General features: G+C 68.8%; 13 protein-coding genes. 7 read left to right on the top strand and 6 right to left on the bottom strand.

Annotated features, from left to right (window positions below; translation table 11 throughout):
* Nucleotides 1–228: 228 nt before the first annotated feature.
* From VT52_RS32335 to VT52_RS32325, 3 genes are all read left to right on the top strand, one after another.
* Nucleotides 229–1,089: an ABC transporter ATP-binding protein gene (locus VT52_RS32335; protein WP_053055707.1), complete on the top strand. Its 861-nt coding sequence runs from the start codon at nt 229–231 to the stop codon at nt 1,087–1,089.
* Entirely contained in the window at nt 1,086–1,967 is an 882-nt protein-coding gene (locus VT52_RS32330) for an ABC transporter permease (RefSeq protein WP_046427425.1), read from the top strand. Before VT52_RS32335 ends, VT52_RS32330 begins: the two co-directional genes overlap by 4 nt.
* Nucleotides 1,968–2,043: 76 nt before the next feature.
* Entirely contained in the window at nt 2,044–3,138 is a 1,095-nt protein-coding gene (locus tag VT52_RS32325) for an ABC transporter substrate-binding protein (protein ID WP_046427426.1), read from the top strand.
* 147 nt (nt 3,139–3,285) lie between these two features.
* On the opposite strand, the gene VT52_RS32320 is transcribed toward VT52_RS32325, so the two are convergent.
* The 4 genes from VT52_RS32320 to VT52_RS32305 form a co-directional block, all read right to left on the bottom strand.
* Nucleotides 3,286–6,006 carry a SpoIIE family protein phosphatase gene (locus VT52_RS32320; protein WP_079175430.1) on the bottom strand — a complete coding sequence of 907 codons (2,721 nt, stop codon included), beginning with the start codon at nt 6,004–6,006 and terminating at the stop codon, nt 3,286–3,288.
* A 314-nt stretch (nt 6,007–6,320) separates the two neighbouring features.
* Nucleotides 6,321–7,223, bottom strand: a complete 903-nt coding sequence (locus VT52_RS32315; RefSeq protein WP_046427429.1) for a poly-gamma-glutamate hydrolase family protein — start codon at nt 7,221–7,223, stop codon at nt 6,321–6,323.
* Nucleotides 7,220–7,465, bottom strand: coding sequence for a DUF397 domain-containing protein (locus VT52_RS32310; protein ID WP_046427431.1), 246 nt, complete (start codon nt 7,463–7,465; stop codon nt 7,220–7,222). The genes VT52_RS32315 and VT52_RS32310 overlap by 4 nt, the downstream gene beginning before the upstream one ends.
* Entirely contained in the window at nt 7,462–8,247 is a 786-nt protein-coding gene (locus VT52_RS32305; RefSeq protein WP_079175429.1) for a helix-turn-helix domain-containing protein, read from the bottom strand. The genes VT52_RS32310 and VT52_RS32305 overlap by 4 nt, the downstream gene beginning before the upstream one ends.
* A 145-nt stretch (nt 8,248–8,392) precedes the next feature.
* Between VT52_RS32305 and VT52_RS32300 the strand changes: the two genes are divergently transcribed.
* Nucleotides 8,393–8,797 carry an ATP-binding protein gene (locus VT52_RS32300; protein ID WP_046427436.1) on the top strand — a complete coding sequence of 135 codons (405 nt, stop codon included), beginning with the start codon at nt 8,393–8,395 and terminating at the stop codon, nt 8,795–8,797.
* Nucleotides 8,798–8,804: 7 nt separating this feature from the next.
* Here VT52_RS32300 and VT52_RS32295 read toward each other — a convergent pair whose 3' ends face one another.
* Both VT52_RS32295 and VT52_RS32290 read right to left on the bottom strand, forming a co-directional pair.
* Nucleotides 8,805–9,035, bottom strand: coding sequence for a hypothetical protein (locus VT52_RS32295; RefSeq protein WP_046427438.1), 231 nt, complete (start codon nt 9,033–9,035; stop codon nt 8,805–8,807).
* An 89-nt stretch (nt 9,036–9,124) separates the two neighbouring features.
* Complete coding sequence (locus VT52_RS32290) at nt 9,125–12,928, bottom strand: GH92 family glycosyl hydrolase (protein WP_206306667.1); 3,804 nt, start codon at nt 12,926–12,928, stop codon at nt 9,125–9,127.
* Between the two features lie 380 nt (nt 12,929–13,308).
* Between VT52_RS32290 and ngcE the strand changes: the two genes are divergently transcribed.
* The 3 genes from ngcE to VT52_RS32275 are packed head-to-tail and all read left to right on the top strand — an operon-like array spanning nt 13,309 to nt 16,638.
* Nucleotides 13,309–14,754 (top strand): N-acetylglucosamine/diacetylchitobiose ABC transporter substrate-binding protein, encoded by a 1,446-nt coding sequence (gene ngcE, locus VT52_RS32285; RefSeq protein WP_046427439.1) that lies wholly within the window; start codon nt 13,309–13,311, stop codon nt 14,752–14,754.
* Nucleotides 14,755–14,783: 29 nt separating this feature from the next.
* Nucleotides 14,784–15,710, top strand: a complete 927-nt coding sequence (locus tag VT52_RS32280) for a carbohydrate ABC transporter permease (protein ID WP_046427441.1) — start codon at nt 14,784–14,786, stop codon at nt 15,708–15,710.
* Between the two features lie 4 nt (nt 15,711–15,714).
* A complete protein-coding gene (locus VT52_RS32275; protein WP_046427442.1) occupies nt 15,715–16,638 on the top strand; it encodes a carbohydrate ABC transporter permease in 924 nt (307 codons plus the stop codon).
* Nucleotides 16,639–16,828 lie beyond the last annotated feature (190 nt).

Below are 16,828 nucleotides of genomic sequence, written 5' to 3'. Positions count from 1 at the left end.
GGCTGCCGGGCCCAGCCCCTGCAGCCGTACCCGTGGTGGCGTGATTGTGCCCCCGACCTCGGCCTGCTGCCCAGCCCCGGATCGCTGAGCAGAACGAGCAGAAGTCCCGCTAACACGGCTTACGCGAGATACGGATGAAACAGCGACGTAACACCCGGCGGCATCTAGCGTCTGCCTTCCTCGATCCCCGAGGTTCGACCCCCGAGGTCAGGAAGGAGACAGCCTCTGATGGCTTCGCGAAACGATGCGGCGGTGAGTCCGGTCGCCGAGAGGACCGGCCAGGACAGCGCACGAGTCGAGATCTCCGGGCTCACCAAACGTTTTCTGACTCCCGCCGGTGAGGTGTTCACGGCCCTGCAGGACGTTTCGTTCACCGTGGAGCCCGGCCAGTTCTGCGCGGTGGTGGGCCCGACCGGCTGCGGCAAGTCCACGACCCTGGGCATGGTGTCCGGTCTCGACCGGCCCAGTGAGGGGTCGGTCAAGGTCGGCGGCCGTGAGGTGGACGGCGTCACCGACGGCGTCAGCTTCATGTTCCAGGCCGACGCCCTGCTGCCCTGGAAGACCGTCCTCGGCAATGTGCTGATGGGCCCGGTCTTCCGCGGGGTACCCAAGCAGCAGGCTCAGGCCTCGGCGCGCGACTGGCTGCGCCGGGTGGGCCTCGCGGGGTTCGAGGACCGCTTCCCGCACCAGCTCTCCGGCGGTATGCGCAAGCGCGTGGCGATGGCCGCGGCGCTGATCAACGAACCCCGGATCCTGATCATGGACGAGCCCTTCGGCGCCCTGGACGTGCAGACCAAGGCGATCATGTCCACCGAACTGCTCGGCCTGTGGGAGCAGATACGGCCGTCGGTCATCTTCATCACCCACGACCTCGACGAGGCCGTGGCGCTCGCAGACCGGGTCGTCGTCATGACGTCCAGCCCCGGGTCGGTCAAGGCGGTCTTCGAGATCGACCTGCCGCGCCCGCGCGGCTCGGTTCAGGAGATCCGCTTCCAGCCCCGCTTCATCGAACTTCAGCACCAGATCTGGGACTCGCTGCGCGAGGAGGTGGAGCGCGCCTACGCACGCACCGCAGGAGGTACGGCATGAGCACGACGTCCGCTGTTTCCCCCGATTCCGTCAGGGGCCGCGCACACCTCTCGGCCGGGGCGGCCGCCAAACGCGCCCGCCGGCGCCGCGTCGCCCTGGTCTGGGCGGGCCGCGTCGGCCTCGCGGTCCTCGTCATCGGCGGCTGGCAGGCGTTCACCACCTGGGGGATCGTCGACCCGTTCTTCTTCGGGCAACCGTCCGGCATCGCCAGGCGGCTGGCCGACCTCTTCCAGCACGGCACCGAGTTCGGGTCCTTCTACGCGAACATCTGGACGACGATCCAGGAGGCGCTCGTCGGCTTCGCCGTCGGAGCCGTCGCAGGCGTGGTGTTCGGCGTCGCGTTGGGCCAGAGCCGCTTCCTCGCCGACGTCCTCGGCCCCTACATCAAGATGGTCAACGCGATCCCGCGGATCGTCCTCGGCTCGATCTTCATCGTCGCGTTCGGCATCGGCGTGCTGCCGAAGATCCTGCTCGCCGCGGTGCTGGTGTTCTTCATCGTCTTCTTCAACGCCTTCCAGGGCGTGCGCGAGGTCGACCGCAACATCCTCGCCAACGCCACGGTGCTCGGCGCCTCCCAGCTGCAGATCATCCGGCACGTCACCGTGCCCTCCGCGCTCACCTGGATCATCGCCAGCCTGCACAGCGCCTTCGGCTTCGCGATCGTCGGCGCGCTGGTCGGCGAGGTGCTCGGCGCGCAGAGCGGTCTGGGCCTGGTCATCAAGACCGCGCAGAACAACTTCGACCCCAACGGCGTGTTCGCGACGATGCTCGTCATCTCCGTCATCGTGCTCGGCGCCGAGTGGGTGATCGGCAAGCTCGAACGCCGGCTGCTGTCCTGGCGTCCGCCGGCTCCGTCCGAGGCGTCGAGCGCCCTCTGACCCGCCCTCCCCTCTCCCTCCCCTCTCCCTCCCCCGCTCTTCCCTGTTCGACCTCAGAAAAGGAATGTGGCCAGCCATGTCCAGACGACCCGTCACCGTCGCCGCGTCCGTCCTCACCGTTCTCGCCCTCGGCGCGGTCAGCGCCTGTTCCGGCAACTCCGGCAGCACCACCGCGAGCAGAGGCTCCGGCGGCACACCGACGGTCAAGCTCATGGTCGGCGGTATAGACAAGCAGATCTACCTGCCCTACCAGCTCGCTCAGAACCTCGGCTTCTACAAGAAGTACGGCGTCGACGTCCAGCTCAGCACCGAGCAGGACGGCGGTGTCGGCGCCGAGGAGGCCATGGCCTCCGGGCAGGTGGACATGGCGGGTGCCTGGTACAGCCACACGATCGAGTTCCAGGCCAAGGGCAAGGCGGTCGAGGACGTCGTCCAGCTGTCCGGCGCGCCGGGCGAGCGGGAGATGTGCGCCAAGAAGTCGGGCGTCACGTCGGGCGCCGATTTCAAGGGCAAGACCCTGGGCGTCACCGACCTGGGCTCGGGCACCGACACGCTCACCCAGTTCCTGGCCGCCAAGAAGGGCGTCAAGACCAGCCAGTTCCACCGGATCGGGGTCGGCGCGGGCTCCACGGCCATCGCCGCCCTGCAGAACGGCAAGGTCGACTGTGTGATGACGACGCAGCCGACGGTCGCCGCGATCCAGAAGAAGGGCGTCGGTACCTCCGCGATCGACCTGGCCACCACGCGGGGCGCCACGGCGGCGATGGGCGGTGCCTACCCCGCGGCCAGTGTGCTCGCCCGCACCGACTGGGTGAACGCGCACAAGGACACGGTGCAGAAGGTCGTCGACGCGCTCGTCGCCACCATGCACTGGATCAACACGCACAGCGCGGCCGACATCGCGGACAAGCTGCCGGCGTCGTTCGTGTCGAACCAGCTGGTGACCAAGGCCGACTACATCAGTGCCCTGACCGAGGACAAGGGCCAGTTCCTCCCGGACGGCATCATGCCGGCCGGCGGTCCGAAGACTTCCCTGGCGACGGAGCAGCTGGTCGGCAGCGTGAAGGGCTCGGTGGACCTCAGCAAGACGTTCACCAACGAGTTCGCCCTCCAGGCCAACAGGACGGAGGGCTTCAAGACCACCACGACCCCGGCAGGACCGACCGGTTGATCACCACCGGACACGCATGTCACCGCGGCACCAGTCTCCTGCCGCGCCACTCCGAGGGCGGTCGAGGGCCGCACCCCCGTCACCGGGGGTGCGGCCCTCGGCCGTGCCCGGTGGCCGCGTCACCCCGACCCGCGCCACCCGCCACCCTCACAGCTCGTCGAACGAGTCCAGCGAGAACTCGGGCAGAGCCGGCGCGGCACTGCGCAGCGCCATCTCCGCCCAGATCACCTTCCCCTGCGGCGAATACCTCGTCCCCCACCGCTCGGTCATCTGCTGGACCAGGAACAGTCCCCGTCCGCCCTCGTCCGTCGTCGCCGCGTACCGCAGGTGCGGCGACGTGTTGCTCCCGTCGGCCACCTCGCAGATCAGCGTCCGGTCCCGGATCAGCCGCAGCCGGATCGGCCCGGAGCCGTACCGGATCGCGTTGGTCACCAGCTCGCTGAGCACCAGCTCCATGCCGAAGGCCTGCTCATCGAGTCCCCATTCCCCGAGCCGCTCGGTCACGGCCCGGCGCAGCCCCGCGACGGCGGACGGATCGGCGGGTACGTCCCATTCCGCCACCTGCTCCGACGTGAGGGCCCGGGTGCGCGCCACCAGCAGCGCGACGTCGTCCTTGGGGCCCTGGGGCAGCAGCTCCTCCAGCACCGCCCCGCAGCTCGCGTCCGGGGAGCGGTCGGGGTGGCCGGCCAGCGCCCGGCGCAGCAGCTCCAGCCCCTCGTCCAGATCGCGGGTACGGTCCTCGATCAGTCCGTCGGTGTACAGCACCAGCTGCGTCCCCTCGGCCAGCTCCAGCTCGGCCGTCTGGAACGGCATGCCCCCGAGGCCGAGCGGCGGACCGCCCGGCAGCTCGGGGTAGGTGACGCTGCCGTCGGGATGCACCAGGGCGGGCGCCAGGTGCCCGGCACGGGCCATGGCGCACCGGCGCGTGATGGGGTCGTAGATCGCGTACAGGCATGTGGCGCCCACGATCGCGTCCGAGTCCTCCCCGTCCCCCTCGTCCTGGTCGATGCGCCCGACCAGGTCGTCCAGATGGCCGAGCAGCTCGTCGGGGGGCAGGTCGAGGGTCGAGAAGTTGTGCACGGCGGTCCGCAGCCGGCCCATCGTGGCGGCGGCGTGCAGCCCGTGCCCGACGACGTCGCCGACGACCAGTGCCACCCGGCTGCCCGGCAGCGGGATCACGTCGAACCAGTCCCCGCTCACCCCCGACTGGGCCGGCAGATACCGGTAGGCGACGTCCAGGGCGCTCTGCTCGGGCAGTGCGCGCGGCAGCAGGCTGCGCTGGAGGGTGACCGCGAGGGTGTGCTCACGGGCGTAGCGGCGGGCGTTGTCGACGCTGACGGCGGCGCGGGCCACCAGCTCGTCCGCGAGCGTGAGGTCCTCCTCGTCGAAGGGGTCCCGTTTGGCCCGGTAGAAGTTGGCGATGCCCAGCACCACCCCGCGGGCCCGGATCGGGGCCGAGATGAGGGACTGGATGCCGTACTCCAGGATGTTCTCGGTGCGCTGCGGGTCCTGGGCCCGCCAGTCCGTCGCGGCGGCGAGGTCGGCCACCAGCTCGGAGTGGCCGGAGCCGTAGCCGCGGGCCTGGGGCGTGAACGGCTTGAAGTCGATCAGCCGGCCCCGTTCGTACAGGGGGTGGTCGCTCCGGATGCCGTGCACGGCGATACGGCGCAGGGTGGCCGCCGTGGGTGCGGGCTCCTCGCCGTGCAGGACGCCGTCGTCCAGGTCGACGCTGACGTAGTCCGCGAAGCGGGGTACGGCGATCCGCGCCAGCTCCTCCGCGGTCCGCCGCACGTCCAGGCTGGTGCCGACGCCGAGCCCGGCGTCGTAGAGGAGCTTCAGCCGCTCCCTGGCGACCTCGGCGCGCCCGGAGAGTGCCTGGAGCTCGGTGGTGTCCCGCAGGGTCACCACGGTGCCGCCAGGGGCTCCGCCGCGGTCGGTGGGCCGTTGGTTGACCGCGAGCAGCCGTTCCCCGGCGAAGAGCACCTCGTCCGTCGCCTCGCGCCCGGAGGTCAGCAGCTCGACGGTCTCGGGGTCGAGCCCCGGCAGCTCGGACAGATGGCTGCCCTCGGCGTCGGCCGGCAGCCGCAGCAGGCGCCGGCCCTCGTCGTTGGCGAGCAGCAGCACGCCGTCGTCACTGATGATGAGGACACCCTCGCGCACCGAGTGCAGCACCGTGTCGTGGTGCTCGTACATCCGGGTCATCTCGTCGGGGGCGAGACTGTGCGTCTGCCGCCGCAGCCGCCGCCCGACCAGCGCGGTGCCGCCGGTGGACACGACGAGCGCGCCCGCCCCGGCGGTCAGGATGATCGGGATCTGCCGGTCCACCTCGTTGGTGACGTTCTTGACCTTGAGCCCGGCCGAGACGAGGGCGGTCACCTTGCCGTGCGTGTCCCTGATCGGCAGGGTGGCCTGCATCTCGTGGCCCAGTGGACCGTGCACGCTCTCCGTGTAGGTCCGTCCGGCGAGCGGCGCGGCTATGTTGCCCACGAACCGCTCGCCGATCTTGCTGGGCAGCGGGTGCGTGTAGCGGATGCCATGGGTGTCCATGACGACGATGAAGTCGACCCCCGCCGCCTTGCGCCCCGCCTCGGTGAGCGGCTGGAGCACCTTGGAGGGGTTCGGGGCCGCCAGGGCCTGGAGGACGCCGGGGGAGTGGGCGAAGGTCTCCGCCACGGCGATGGAACGACGGGTGGCCTCGGACTGGGTGTCCCGCTCGGACTGGAGGAACAGGGCGAGGACGCCACTGACCACCAGCACCACGACCAGGGCCACCTGGAGCAGGAAGACCTGCTTGGCGACGCTCCACTGCCTCCTGCCGACCACAGAGCGCCACAGCAGGCGTCTGAATCGAGCGACGGTGTCCGACATGCCGCATTTGTAGCACCGGAGTCCGCTGTGTGGCCATGGTCCGTCCACGAGCTGGACATGTGTTCTAGGGGGTGGAACCGCCGGTGATCCAGCCGCGCCCTCCGGCCTGCACGCTCGGTCGACCCGCAGGTCACCGAAAGTGACCAACCCGGCCCCGTCCGCGCCGCACCGGGAAGCCAATGGCCGCTACCGCAGGGGCAGTTCGGGCAGTTCCGCCGAGGGCTGGAAACCGGAGCGCCGGTACAGCGGGTCGCTGTGCTCCGACGGCCACACGACCAGCGTCTCCAGGCCCGCTTCCCGCGCGAACCGATTTCCTACAGCGAGTCCAGGCCCCGTTCGTGGTTCTTGATCGCCTCGCGTACGGCGCCCACGAAGCCGTTCCAGAAATGGTCGGCGTAGGGGCCGGCCGTGCTCGGCACGCCCGCGGTCGTCCGGCGTTTGGCCGCGCCGGAGAAGTCACCGAACATCGCCTTGCGCAGCGCCGTGGAGATCTCCAGCTGGGCGCCGCCGCCGGAACGGGTGCGGTTGACGATGTTGGCCGGGTCGTCGCCGTCGATGGAGGACGAGGAGTCCGCGAGGACCACGGTGACGTCCCAGTCGGTGTTCGTCGCCGGAGAGGTCAGCCCGTACTTCGTGAACGCCGCGAGCAGGTTGCGCTTGAGCCGCGCGTCCCGGCCACCGATGATCACCTTCTTCACGGACGTGTCGTCGAACCCGTGCAGCGAGACGGCGTACAGGTTGCCCGTGCAGACGGCCAGCGCGGCCGGGTCGTCGCAGTGCGTGGACGTCACGTGCTGCGCGGCCGAGTCGGCCAGCGCCTCGAACATCCAGTAGTCCCGCTGCGGCTCTCCCGCCACGGCCGCGTTCGCCGGGTCGGTGTCCGCCTCGAACGGCGTGTACCCGGCGATCGCCATGCACAGCTCACTCGTACCGGCCTCGATGCCGCCCCCGTGCGGCGCGATCACCGCGGTGCTGCCGAGCAGGCCGCTCGTGGCCCGGTCGTTGTCCGTCACCTGCGCGGGAGCCCCGATCCGGAACCGGCGCACCCAGTCGATGCCCTCCCTGTCCGCGGTACGGGTGTACAGCTCCGTGTTGGACCCGTACTGGTCCGCCGCGGACGCCGGGGTGGCGCCGCCGCCGCTGACGACGGCGTTGACGGTGGGCAGCCCGGCGGCGAGGGCGGCGACGGAGGCGAGGACGGCGCGTCTGCTGTTCATCGGACCGAGGCGGTGAAGGCGGCCCAGGTGAGGGGGGTGACGCGGAGGGTGGGGGCTTGGGAGGGGTCCTGCTTCGAGTCGCGGATGTGGATGGAATGGGCACAGGAGGCGACTTCGACGCACTGGCCGCCCTCGCTGCCGCTGTAGCTCGACTTGCGCCAGGAGACAGCAACTTCGAGACAGGCATCGCCTTCGTCGCTGCTGTACGTCGACTTGAACCACTGAAGTGCTTCCGCGCTCATCGCTCTCCTAGCAGGCGGTCGAGCAAGCCCTTGGAGTACTGGATGTTCAGGGCCTGTGTCCGCAGCATTGCATACTTGCGTGCCAGGCGAGACACCCTTTCTGGGTCGGAGACCAACTGGCTCCCGCGCTGCGATTCGGTGTAGGCAAGTGTTTGGTGGTCCGGGGTTTCCAGGATGGCGAAGGGGCCCGCGACCCCCGCGTGCAGGGGGCTGTCCAGCGGTAGCACTTGGAGCGAGACGAAAGGCAGTTCGGCTACCTCGCGCAGATACCGCATCTGCTCCCTACGGATCTCCTCGGTGCCGATATGCAGCAGCAGTGCTGGCTCCCACACCACGAAGCTCAGCGTCGGCGGACACTTGCGCTTAAGGATCTCTTGGCGATCGAGCCGCAGTCGCAGCATCGTCTCCAGTTCCTCCGCCTCGTACGCGGGAACGCGATTTTGCAGAACCGTGCGCGCGTAAGCCTCAGTCTGAAGCAGGCCAGGCACGACCATCGCGTCGTACCACGACAGCGTGACGGCAACTTTCTCTTGATCCATGTACTCCTCGACCCAGAGCGGAAACTGGTCGATCTCCGGAAGGTTCGTTACCCCCGCCGCCAACGTCCCCTTGGTGTCAAGAAGTTCATCGCATCGCTCGGCGATGTCCAGCTTCAGTCGGCGTCGGCCCTGTTCGATCGACGCGATGGTCTCGTCGTTGACATTCAGCGCCGCGGCCAGCGCGGGTTGGCTCAGACCTGCCGCCCGGCGCGCGGCGCCCAGTTGACGGCCGAGCATCTTCATGGCCGACTGGTTCTTCCTCCGTGTTGGCGTCATGCCTGTTGAACTCCCCGTGCCGTCCGTACGCCACCCCGCGCGAACCCGTACAAAGAATCTGTACGGGATCACCTACTGACGCAGGGTAGTCACGCTGCGCGACATTCGCCCCGTGAACGAGCAGATTGAACTCCTGCGTCAGCGCGACCAGTTCTACGCGCGGGCGCGCCGCTCCGTCCCCGCTGCCAGACGGTTCACGGAGTGGTCGCTGTCGTACTGGGGGCTGACCGAATGGGAGCGGAGCGCGGACGTGTCGCTCTGCGTGAGCGAGTTGGCCACGAACGCGGTCGTGCACGGCGCCCCGCCGGGCCGGGGCTTCCTGCTCCGGCTGCGCCACGGCGCCGCCCTCGTCCGGGTGGAGGTCCACGACAGCGGAACGGGCGTCCCGGCCCTCGCGCACCCCACCCTGGACGAGGGCGGCCGCGGACTGCTGCTGGTGTCGGCCCTGTCCGACAAGTGGGGCGTCGGTGAAAGGAACCCCGGCAAGATCGTGTGGTGCGAGTTCGCCCTGACGTGAAGGGCTGTCACATGAAGGGCAGCGGGGTGGCCAGAAGCCGGTCGGCCGAGGCCGCTCCACTGCCGCACGCCGTCGCCCGGCCCGCCCACGCCTTCCCGGAGAGGACCCGCGCCGCCTGCGCGGCCTCGGAGCCGAGGACCACTTTGGAGATCAGCGCCAGGGGCACCTCGCCCCATTCGGCCTCGGGCCGGCCGATGACCAGCCACCCCACCACGCCCGCGCCCAGCGCCGTGACCATGTGGGACCAGGGGGCGCCGTCGGCTGCGCCCGCAGCGCGAGGCCCCGGGCGCCGCACTCGCACCCGGGGCCCCTGCGCTGCCGGACACCTCACCCCAGCAGCTCCACCTCCGCCAACGTCGCCGAACCACCCAGCACCAACCGGTACTTGGCGTACGATCCCGGCGCCGCGATCGTGAACGCCCGGGTCTGGCGGTTCCACGGGAAGGTCTCGCCGGAGCGGTGGTCCAGCGTCCGCCAGGTCGTGCCGTCGGCCGAGCCCTGGAGGGTCCAGCCGGTGGGGGCCCTGGTGTGGTCCGCCGCCGAGGTCAGCGTGTACTGCGCCGGCTTCCCGGACCGGCTCACCGGCAGATCGACGGAGGTGAACGTCTCGTCCGTCGCCGACGTGTCGTCGAACAGCGCCCCCGCGCCACGCAGCATGTCCGTACGGGGTGCGGGCACCTTGTCGTCCCGGGTGATCGACACCGGCCCGGCGTTCTTCCCGGAGCCCCACGCCGAAGGCCGGGGCCCCATGGAGAAGGTCAGCTCCCCGCCCTTGGCGAGCAACGACTGCGGCAGCGAAGTGGACGTCCAGGGGCGGCCGTCGAAGGTGACGCTCTGGACGTACACGTTCTTCGCGCTGTTGCCCGGCGCGTTCACCACCAGGTCGTGCCCGTTCTCCAGATGCACCGTGACCTTCTTGAACAGGGGGGAGCCGATGGAGTAGTCGCCGCTGCCCATGACCAGCGGGTAGAAGCCGAGCGCGGAGAAGAGGAACCAGCCCGACTGCTCGCCGTTGTCCTCGTCACCGTGGTAACCCTGCCCGATCTCGCTGCCCAGGTAGAGCCGGGAAAGGATCTGCCGCACCGCCGCCTGCGTTTTCCAGGGCTGCCCTGCCGCGTCGTACATGTACGAGACGTGGTGCGCGACCTGGTTGGACTGCCCGAGCATGCCCATGCGCACGTCCCGCGCCTCGGTCATCTCGTGGATGACCCCGCCGTAGGAGCCGACGAACTCGGGGGAGGCGGTCTCCGGCGTGGCGAAGAACCGGTCCAGCTTGCCGGCGAGCCCCTTGCGCCCGCCGTACAGGTTGGCGAGGCCCCGGGTGTCCTGCGGGGCGGTGAAGGCATAGCCCCAGCCGTTGGTCTCCGTGTAGTCGTAACCCCACACCCGGGGGTCGTATTTCGCCGAATCCACCCGCCAGTCACCCTTGGCGTCCCTGCCCTGGAAGAAACCGGCCTTCGGGTCGAAGAGGTTCACGTAGTCGCGGGCGCGGTTGAGGAAGTAGTCGGACTCCTCCGCGTAGTGCTTCTCGCCCGTCTTCTTGTACAGCGCCGCGCCCATCCTCGCGATGCCGTAGTCGTTGACGTACCCCTCCATCGCCCAGGACAGCCCCTCGGCGGTGCCGGTGCTGGTGTAGCCGAGGAACGGCGAGGTGCTCATGCCCTTGCGGCCCACCCCGGACGACGGCGGCACGACGGTCGCGTTCTTCAGCGCCGCCTCGTACGCCGCCTTCGCGTCGAACTTCACACCCTTGACGTAGGCGTCGGCGAACGCCACGTCCGACGAGGTGCCGGTCATCAGATCCGCGTAGCCGGGGGAGGACCAGCGCGAGGTCCAGCCGCCGTCCTTGTACTGCTGCACGAACCCGTCGACCAGCCGGCCTGCCTGGGAGGGCGTCAGGAACGAGTACGCCGGCCATGTCGTCCGATAGGTGTCCCAGAAGCCGTTGTTGACGTACACCTCGCCGTCCACGATCTTCGCGCCGGTGTGCGTCGGGGTGTCCTGGCCCCGCATCGGGGAGAACGGCGAGGCGTACCGGTTCTTCCCGCCGACCTTCTCGTAGCCGGAGTTGGGGTACAGGTACAACCGGTACATGCTGGAGTACAGCGTGGTCAGCTGGTCCGGCGTCGCTCCCCGCACCTCGACCTTGCCCAGCAGCCTGTCCCAGGTGCGCTGGGCCCGCCGCTTGACGGTGTCGAACGAGGTGCCGCCCGGGATCTCCCGGCGGAGATTGTCCTTCGCCTGGTCGACGCCGATCAGTGAGGTCGCCAGGCGCAGGGTGACCGTGTGGCCGGCGCCGGCCGCGAAGCGCAGGTAGCCCTTCACCCCGCTCGCCGAACCGCCCGTGACCGGCTTGTCGAACACGCCGTACACGAACAGCCGGGTCGCGCCGGTCGACAGGCCCGACTTGACGTCCGAGTAGCCGGTGACGACGCCGTGCACCTTGTCCAGCGTCAGCCCCGCCTGCTCGGTGACGTTGTCGAACAGCACGCTCGCGTCGGAGCCGGGATAGGTGAAGCGCAGCGCCGCCGCGTGGTCGGTCGGCGCCATCTCCGCCTTGAGCCCGTTCTCGAACCGCACGCCGTAGTAGTACGGCCGCGCCGTCTCGTTCTCGTGCCGGAACGCGAGCGCCCGCGCCTCCCGGCCGGTGTCCGGGGTACCCGGCGAGGCCGACGGCATCACCTGGAAGGTCTGCCGGTCGCCCATCCACGGGCTCGGCTCGTGGCTCGCGCTGAAGGCCTGGATCGTCGGCAGGTTGGCGTCGTTGTTCGCGTGTGCGTACTCGTAGAGCCAGCTCAGCGAGGACGCGTTGGTCACCGGCGTCCAGAAGTTGAAACCGTGCGGCAGGGCCGTCGCCGGGAAGTCGTTGCCGCGCGAGAAGCTGCCGCTGGAGTTGGTGCCGCGCGTGGTCAGCGCGTAGTCGGACAGATGCGCCTTCGGCTTCTCGGGCGCGACCGGCTTCAGCGACACGTCGTCGATCCAGCCGCGGAACTTCGCCGGCCCGGCGGGGGAGTCGTACCCGACGAGGATGCGGTCGACGGTCTTCCCCGCCGCCACCGAGCCGATCCGCGAGACGACGTTGTTCCACTGGTTGACGTACAAGGACTTCGAGTCGCCCTGCCCGCGCGGCGACAGCCCGAACCCGTGCTCGTCCCGCGCGCCGAGGTCGCTGAGGTAGGTGCCGTCGGTGAAGGCGAGGTCCAGGGAGACGTAGGTCGCGTCGTAGTCCCGGTCGCCGTCGGCCATCGAGGGGAAGATCCGGTACGACAACCGCGTGTCGTCGCCGACCCTCACGTCGACGTCGAACACCTTGTTGTAGGAGTAGGCGCGCCCGCTCGCCGTGTGCCGCCCGGCGTACCGCAGCGCCCGCGTGCCGGTGAAGCCGACCCGGGCCTTGGCCGTCGGCGAGGCGGTCGGGCCCTTGTCGACCAGCGTCAGCATGTCCTGCGGCACCGGGCCGCCACCGCCGCCCGTGGAGAACTGCACGTCCGCGAGCTGGAGGATGTCCGGCGCCCCGTTGTTCCTCGTCACCTCGAGGCGGAAGTGCTGGTACTCGGCCGGCTGCTGAAGGTCGTACGACCTGGTCTGGAACCGCTCCGCGAAGGTCTCGCCCGTCCGAGTGTCGAGGGTCTTCCAGTCCTTGCCGTCGGTGGAACCGAGCAGCGTCCAGTCCCGCGGGTCGCGTTCGGCGTAGTCGTTGGCCGAGGTCAGCGCGTACGTCCGCACCGCGACCGGCTTGTCCAGGTCGAACTCCACCCAGCCGGTGGGCTGGAAGGTCAGCCACTTGGTGCCGGACTCGCCGTCGGCCAGGTTCTCCTTCACCTCGCCCGCGCCGGCGTTCTCGCCGCTCGCCCGGACCTCGGTGACATGGTCGTTCACATTGCCCGGTATGCCGGTGCTGTAGCCGCCGTCCACCCCCGAGGCGCGCGGGGTGCCGTCCGGGCCGGTGTCGACCGTGTCCACCCAGTCGGGGGCGGGATCACCCGCCTCGAACGAGGACGCGAACTCCCGGTGGGCCACCGGGGCCTTGGCGGGCAGCGCGACCGCGGCGCCCTGCGCGCCCGCGGCCATCACGAAGGCGGCCGTGAGTACGACCGCCGGGCCCCATCTGTGCCGAGTTCTCCGCTGCATGTACGGATTTCCTCCCCGCGCCGTTGTGGACAACGTTGTCAGAAGCGGAACACAGGAACCAAGTAGGTGGTCAAGTGGTGGATGATGTCAAGGGCGTTGGGCGTGTCATTCCGGGGCTGATGTCGCGTCGATTTCGCAGGGGCTTCGCGCGGCCCGCTCCCATGTCGGCGAGGTCTCAACTCGGAAAAGACCCGTCGCCAACCCTGTATTCGATCTTGCTCCGCCGACGGAAAGTGGACTATACCTGTCGGCGCCCGGTACAAGAGCAATCCCGGCACTGCATGCACGAAGCACTTCCGCACCACCCAGCTTGACCCGACCGCGGTGCCGGGCAGGATCCGGTTCACCGCCTGAGTCCTGGAGAAGGCGAGGACTTGAGCATGGGATCCACTGCGCATCACGACCGTGAGGGTGTCGGCCGCCGCGAACTGATCAGGCGGTCCGCCGCGCTCGGCCTGGTCGCCGTTCCCGGCATGAGCCTGCTGTCCGCCTGCGCGAGCAGCGGCGGCGACGGCCAGAGCAAGGCGAAGGCCGGAAAGAAGACCGCGAAGAATCCCCTCGGCGTCAACGACACCGCCAAGATGGAGTTCGTCCTCTTCGACGGCGGTTTCGGCAAGGAGTACGCGCAGGACGCGGTCAAGATCTACCAGAAGGACTTCCCCAAGGCGCAGGTGAAGTTCTCCGCCACCCAGAAGATCCAGTCCACGCTCCAGCCCCGCTTCAACCAGGGCAACCCGCCGGACCTCATCGACAACTCCGGCGCCGAGCAGATGGACATGGGCGTCCTGGTCGGCAAGAACCAGCTGGCCGACCTCACCCCGCTGCTCGACGCGCCGTCGTACGACGACCCGGGCAAGAAGGTCCGCGACACCCTGCGCCCCGGCATCGTGGAGATGGGCCAGTTCGACGGCAAACCGGTGTGGATCATGTACTACGCGTACACGGTCTACGGCGTCTGGTACTCGCAGAAGGCGCTCGACTCACTGGACGCCGAGTACCCGAAGACCTGGGACGAGATGCTCCAGGTGTGCGCGAAGGCCAAGAAGAAGGGCATGGCGGGCTGGACGTACGCGGGCAAGTACCCGTACTACATCCCCTTCTCGCTCTACCCGATGATCGGCAAGGTCGGCGGCGTCGAGGTCCTGAACGCCATCGACAACCTGGAGCCGAACGCCTGGAAGCACCCGGCGGTCAAGGCGTGTTTCGAGGCGTACTACGAGCTGTTCAAGAAGGGCTACATCCTCAAGGGCACGCCCGGCCTGGACCACATCCAGTCGCAGACCGCGTGGGCCAAGGGCGAGGCCCTGTTCATCCCGAACGGCTCCTGGGTGGAGAACGAGTCGGCGAACGTCATCCCCAAGGACTTCGACCTCGCGGTCTCGGCGCCCTCCGGCATCGACGACAACGACAAGATGCCCTTCGGCACCATCTGGGCCTCCGGCGGTGAGCCGTTCATCGTGCCCTCCAAGGCCGCGAACCCCGAGGGCGGCATGGAGCAGCTGCGCATCATGCTCTCCGAGGCGTCCTCGAAGAACTTCACCTCCAAGGTGAAGTCGCTGTCCGCGTACAACGGCGGCACCGACGGCATCGAGCTGACCCCGGGCCTGAAGTCCGGCGTGGCCGCGCTCAAGCTGGCCGGCTCCAACGTGGTGAACCCGCGTCTGCAGGACTGGTACGTCCAGTTGGAGAAGGAGAAGATCGGCGTGGGCGCCCTCGGCGAGATGATGGCGGGCCGGCTCACCCCGGCGGAGGCCATAAAGAAGATCCAGGGCTATGCCGACGAGGCGGCCAAGGACACCACCATCAAGCACTACAAGCACCAGTAACCAGCACCCCCGAGCGCACCGGAGTAACGATGCAGCACGGCAAGTACCGGTTCATCGTGGGGTTCCTGGCCGTACCCCTGGGACTGTACGCGCTGTTCGTGGTGTGGCCGTTCATCCAGTCCATCTACTACTCGTTCACGGACTGGACCGGCCTGAGCCCCGAATTCAAGATGGTCGGCTTCGACAATTACAAGAGGATGCTGCACGACGACATCTTCTGGAAGTCGTTGCAGCACAGCCTGCTCTTCGCTCTGGTGCTGCCGATCGTGACGATCAGCCTGGCGCTCTTCTTCGCCTTCATGATCAATGTGGGCGGACGGCGCAGAAGGGGCGGCCCCGCGATCACCGGGGTCCGGGGCTCCTCCTTCTACAAGATCGTTTATTTCTTTCCGCAGGTCCTGTCCATCGCGATCGTCGCGCTGCTCTTCCAGTTCGCCTACAACCCGGACAGCGGAGCGATCAATTCCTTCCTGCGCGGAATCGGACTCGGCCATGTGCAGCCCCTGTGGCTGGGCGATCCGAGCCTCGCCCTGTGGTGTGTGATGGCGGTGCTCGTCTGGTCCACGACCGGCTTCTTCGTGGTCCTGTTCTCCGCCGGCATGGCCTCGATCCCGGGCGAGCTGTACGAGGCCGCGCTGATCGACGGCGCGAGCCGCGCCACCACCTTCTTCCGCATCACCCTGCCCCTGCTGTGGGACACCGTGCAGTCCGGCTGGGTCTACATGGGCATCCTCGCGCTCGGCGCCGAGTCGTTCGCGGTCGTACAGATCATGACGACCGGTCCGGGCGGGCCCGACTACTCGACCACCGTGCTGGTCCTGTACGTGTACCAGAAGGCGTTCCGGGACGGTCAGGCCGCCTACGCCACCACCATCGGCGTCGCCCTGCTGGTCGTCACGCTCGCCTTCGCGGCGATCGTGATGCGGCTGGGCCGTCGCGAGCGGCTGGAGTTCTGAACCGATGAAGACGACCGAGACCCCCGCCCCGCCGCCGGCCGAGCCCGGTGCGAGCGTCTCCGAGGTGGCCGCGCCGGTCGCGGGACCGCCTCGCCGCAAGAAGGAGGGCGCCGTCCTCAACGTCTTCTCCCACGGCGTGCTGGTCATCTGGGCGATCATGGTGGTCACGCCGCTGCTGTGGGCGGTGATGACGTCCTTCAAGGACGACAGCTCCATCTTCGGCTCGCCCTGGGCGCTGCCGGACCGGCTGCACTTCGGGAACTGGGCACGGGCCTGGACCGAGGCCAACATGAGCGGCTACTTCCTCAACACCGTCCTGGTGGTGGGCGGTTCGCTCATCGGCACCCTGGTGCTGGGCTCGATGGCCGCCTATGTGCTCGCCCGGTTCGACTTCCCGGGCAACCGCTTCATCTACTACCTGTTCATCGGTGGCATGAGCTTCCCGATCATGCTGGCACTGGTCCCGCTGTTCTACGTCGTGAACAACATGGGCCTGCTGAACACCATCCACGGGCTGATCCTGGTCTACATCGCGTACTCGCTGCCGTTCACCGTCTTCTTCCTCACCGCGTTCTTCCGCACCCTGCCGACCTCGGTGGCGGAAGCGGCGTTCGTGGACGGGGCTTCGCACACGCGTACGTTCTTCCAGATCATGCTGCCCATGGCCAAGCCCGGCCTGATCAGCGTGGGCATCTTCAACTTCCTGGGCCAGTGGAACCAGTACATGCTGCCCACGGTCCTCAACACCGACCCCGACAAGAAGGTGCTCACCCAGGGCCTGGTCCAGCTCGCGGTCAGCCAGGGCTACAAGGGCGACTGGTCGGGACTCTTCGCGGGCCTGGTGATGGCCATGCTGCCGGTGCTCGGGGCGTACATCATCTTCCAGCGCCAGGTGGTGCAGGGGCTCACCGCGGGGGCGCTGAAGTAACACTCCGGGAGCGATATCGCGCTCCGTGATCGTACATGCGCACGCCGTTCCGGTCCCCGGGGCGGCGTGCGCCGCTGTGGCGTACCCCGGATCCGGCTCAACCTCTTGACGTGAGTCACCCCGAACGGCTCAGCTTAGAGTTCACTAGTTGGACATACACGGGGCCTCGCCGAAGCGGCCCCGTGCTCAG

This window comes from Streptomyces malaysiense (genome assembly GCF_000980885.2).
In the GTDB taxonomy this organism is placed as follows: domain Bacteria; phylum Actinomycetota; class Actinomycetes; order Streptomycetales; family Streptomycetaceae; genus Streptomyces; species Streptomyces malaysiense.
Note: the sequence above shows the minus strand (reverse complement) of the source record. Positions and strands in the feature narration are given on the sequence as shown.

Excerpts from the sequence above, each read along its gene's own strand:
- VT52_RS32335 (WP_053055707.1), top strand. The coding sequence starts at position 229 with ATGGCTTCGCGAAACGATGCGGCGGTGAGTCCGGTCGCCGAGAGGACC.
- VT52_RS32330 (WP_046427425.1), top strand. The coding sequence starts at position 1,086 with ATGAGCACGACGTCCGCTGTTTCCCCCGATTCCGTCAGGGGCCGCGCA.
- VT52_RS32325 (WP_046427426.1), top strand. The coding sequence starts at position 2,044 with ATGTCCAGACGACCCGTCACCGTCGCCGCGTCCGTCCTCACCGTTCTC.
- VT52_RS32320 (WP_079175430.1), bottom strand. The coding sequence starts at position 6,006 with ATGTCGGACACCGTCGCTCGATTCAGACGCCTGCTGTGGCGCTCTGTG.
- VT52_RS32315 (WP_046427429.1), bottom strand. The coding sequence starts at position 7,223 with ATGAACAGCAGACGCGCCGTCCTCGCCTCCGTCGCCGCCCTCGCCGCC.
- VT52_RS32310 (WP_046427431.1), bottom strand. The coding sequence starts at position 7,465 with ATGAGCGCGGAAGCACTTCAGTGGTTCAAGTCGACGTACAGCAGCGAC.
- VT52_RS32305 (WP_079175429.1), bottom strand. The coding sequence starts at position 8,247 with ATGAAGATGCTCGGCCGTCAACTGGGCGCCGCGCGCCGGGCGGCAGGT.
- VT52_RS32295 (WP_046427438.1), bottom strand. The coding sequence starts at position 9,035 with ATGGTCACGGCGCTGGGCGCGGGCGTGGTGGGGTGGCTGGTCATCGGC.
- VT52_RS32290 (WP_206306667.1), bottom strand. The coding sequence starts at position 12,928 with ATGCAGCGGAGAACTCGGCACAGATGGGGCCCGGCGGTCGTACTCACG.
- ngcE (WP_046427439.1), top strand. The coding sequence starts at position 13,309 with ATGGGATCCACTGCGCATCACGACCGTGAGGGTGTCGGCCGCCGCGAA.
- VT52_RS32280 (WP_046427441.1), top strand. The coding sequence starts at position 14,784 with ATGCAGCACGGCAAGTACCGGTTCATCGTGGGGTTCCTGGCCGTACCC.
- VT52_RS32275 (WP_046427442.1), top strand. The coding sequence starts at position 15,715 with ATGAAGACGACCGAGACCCCCGCCCCGCCGCCGGCCGAGCCCGGTGCG.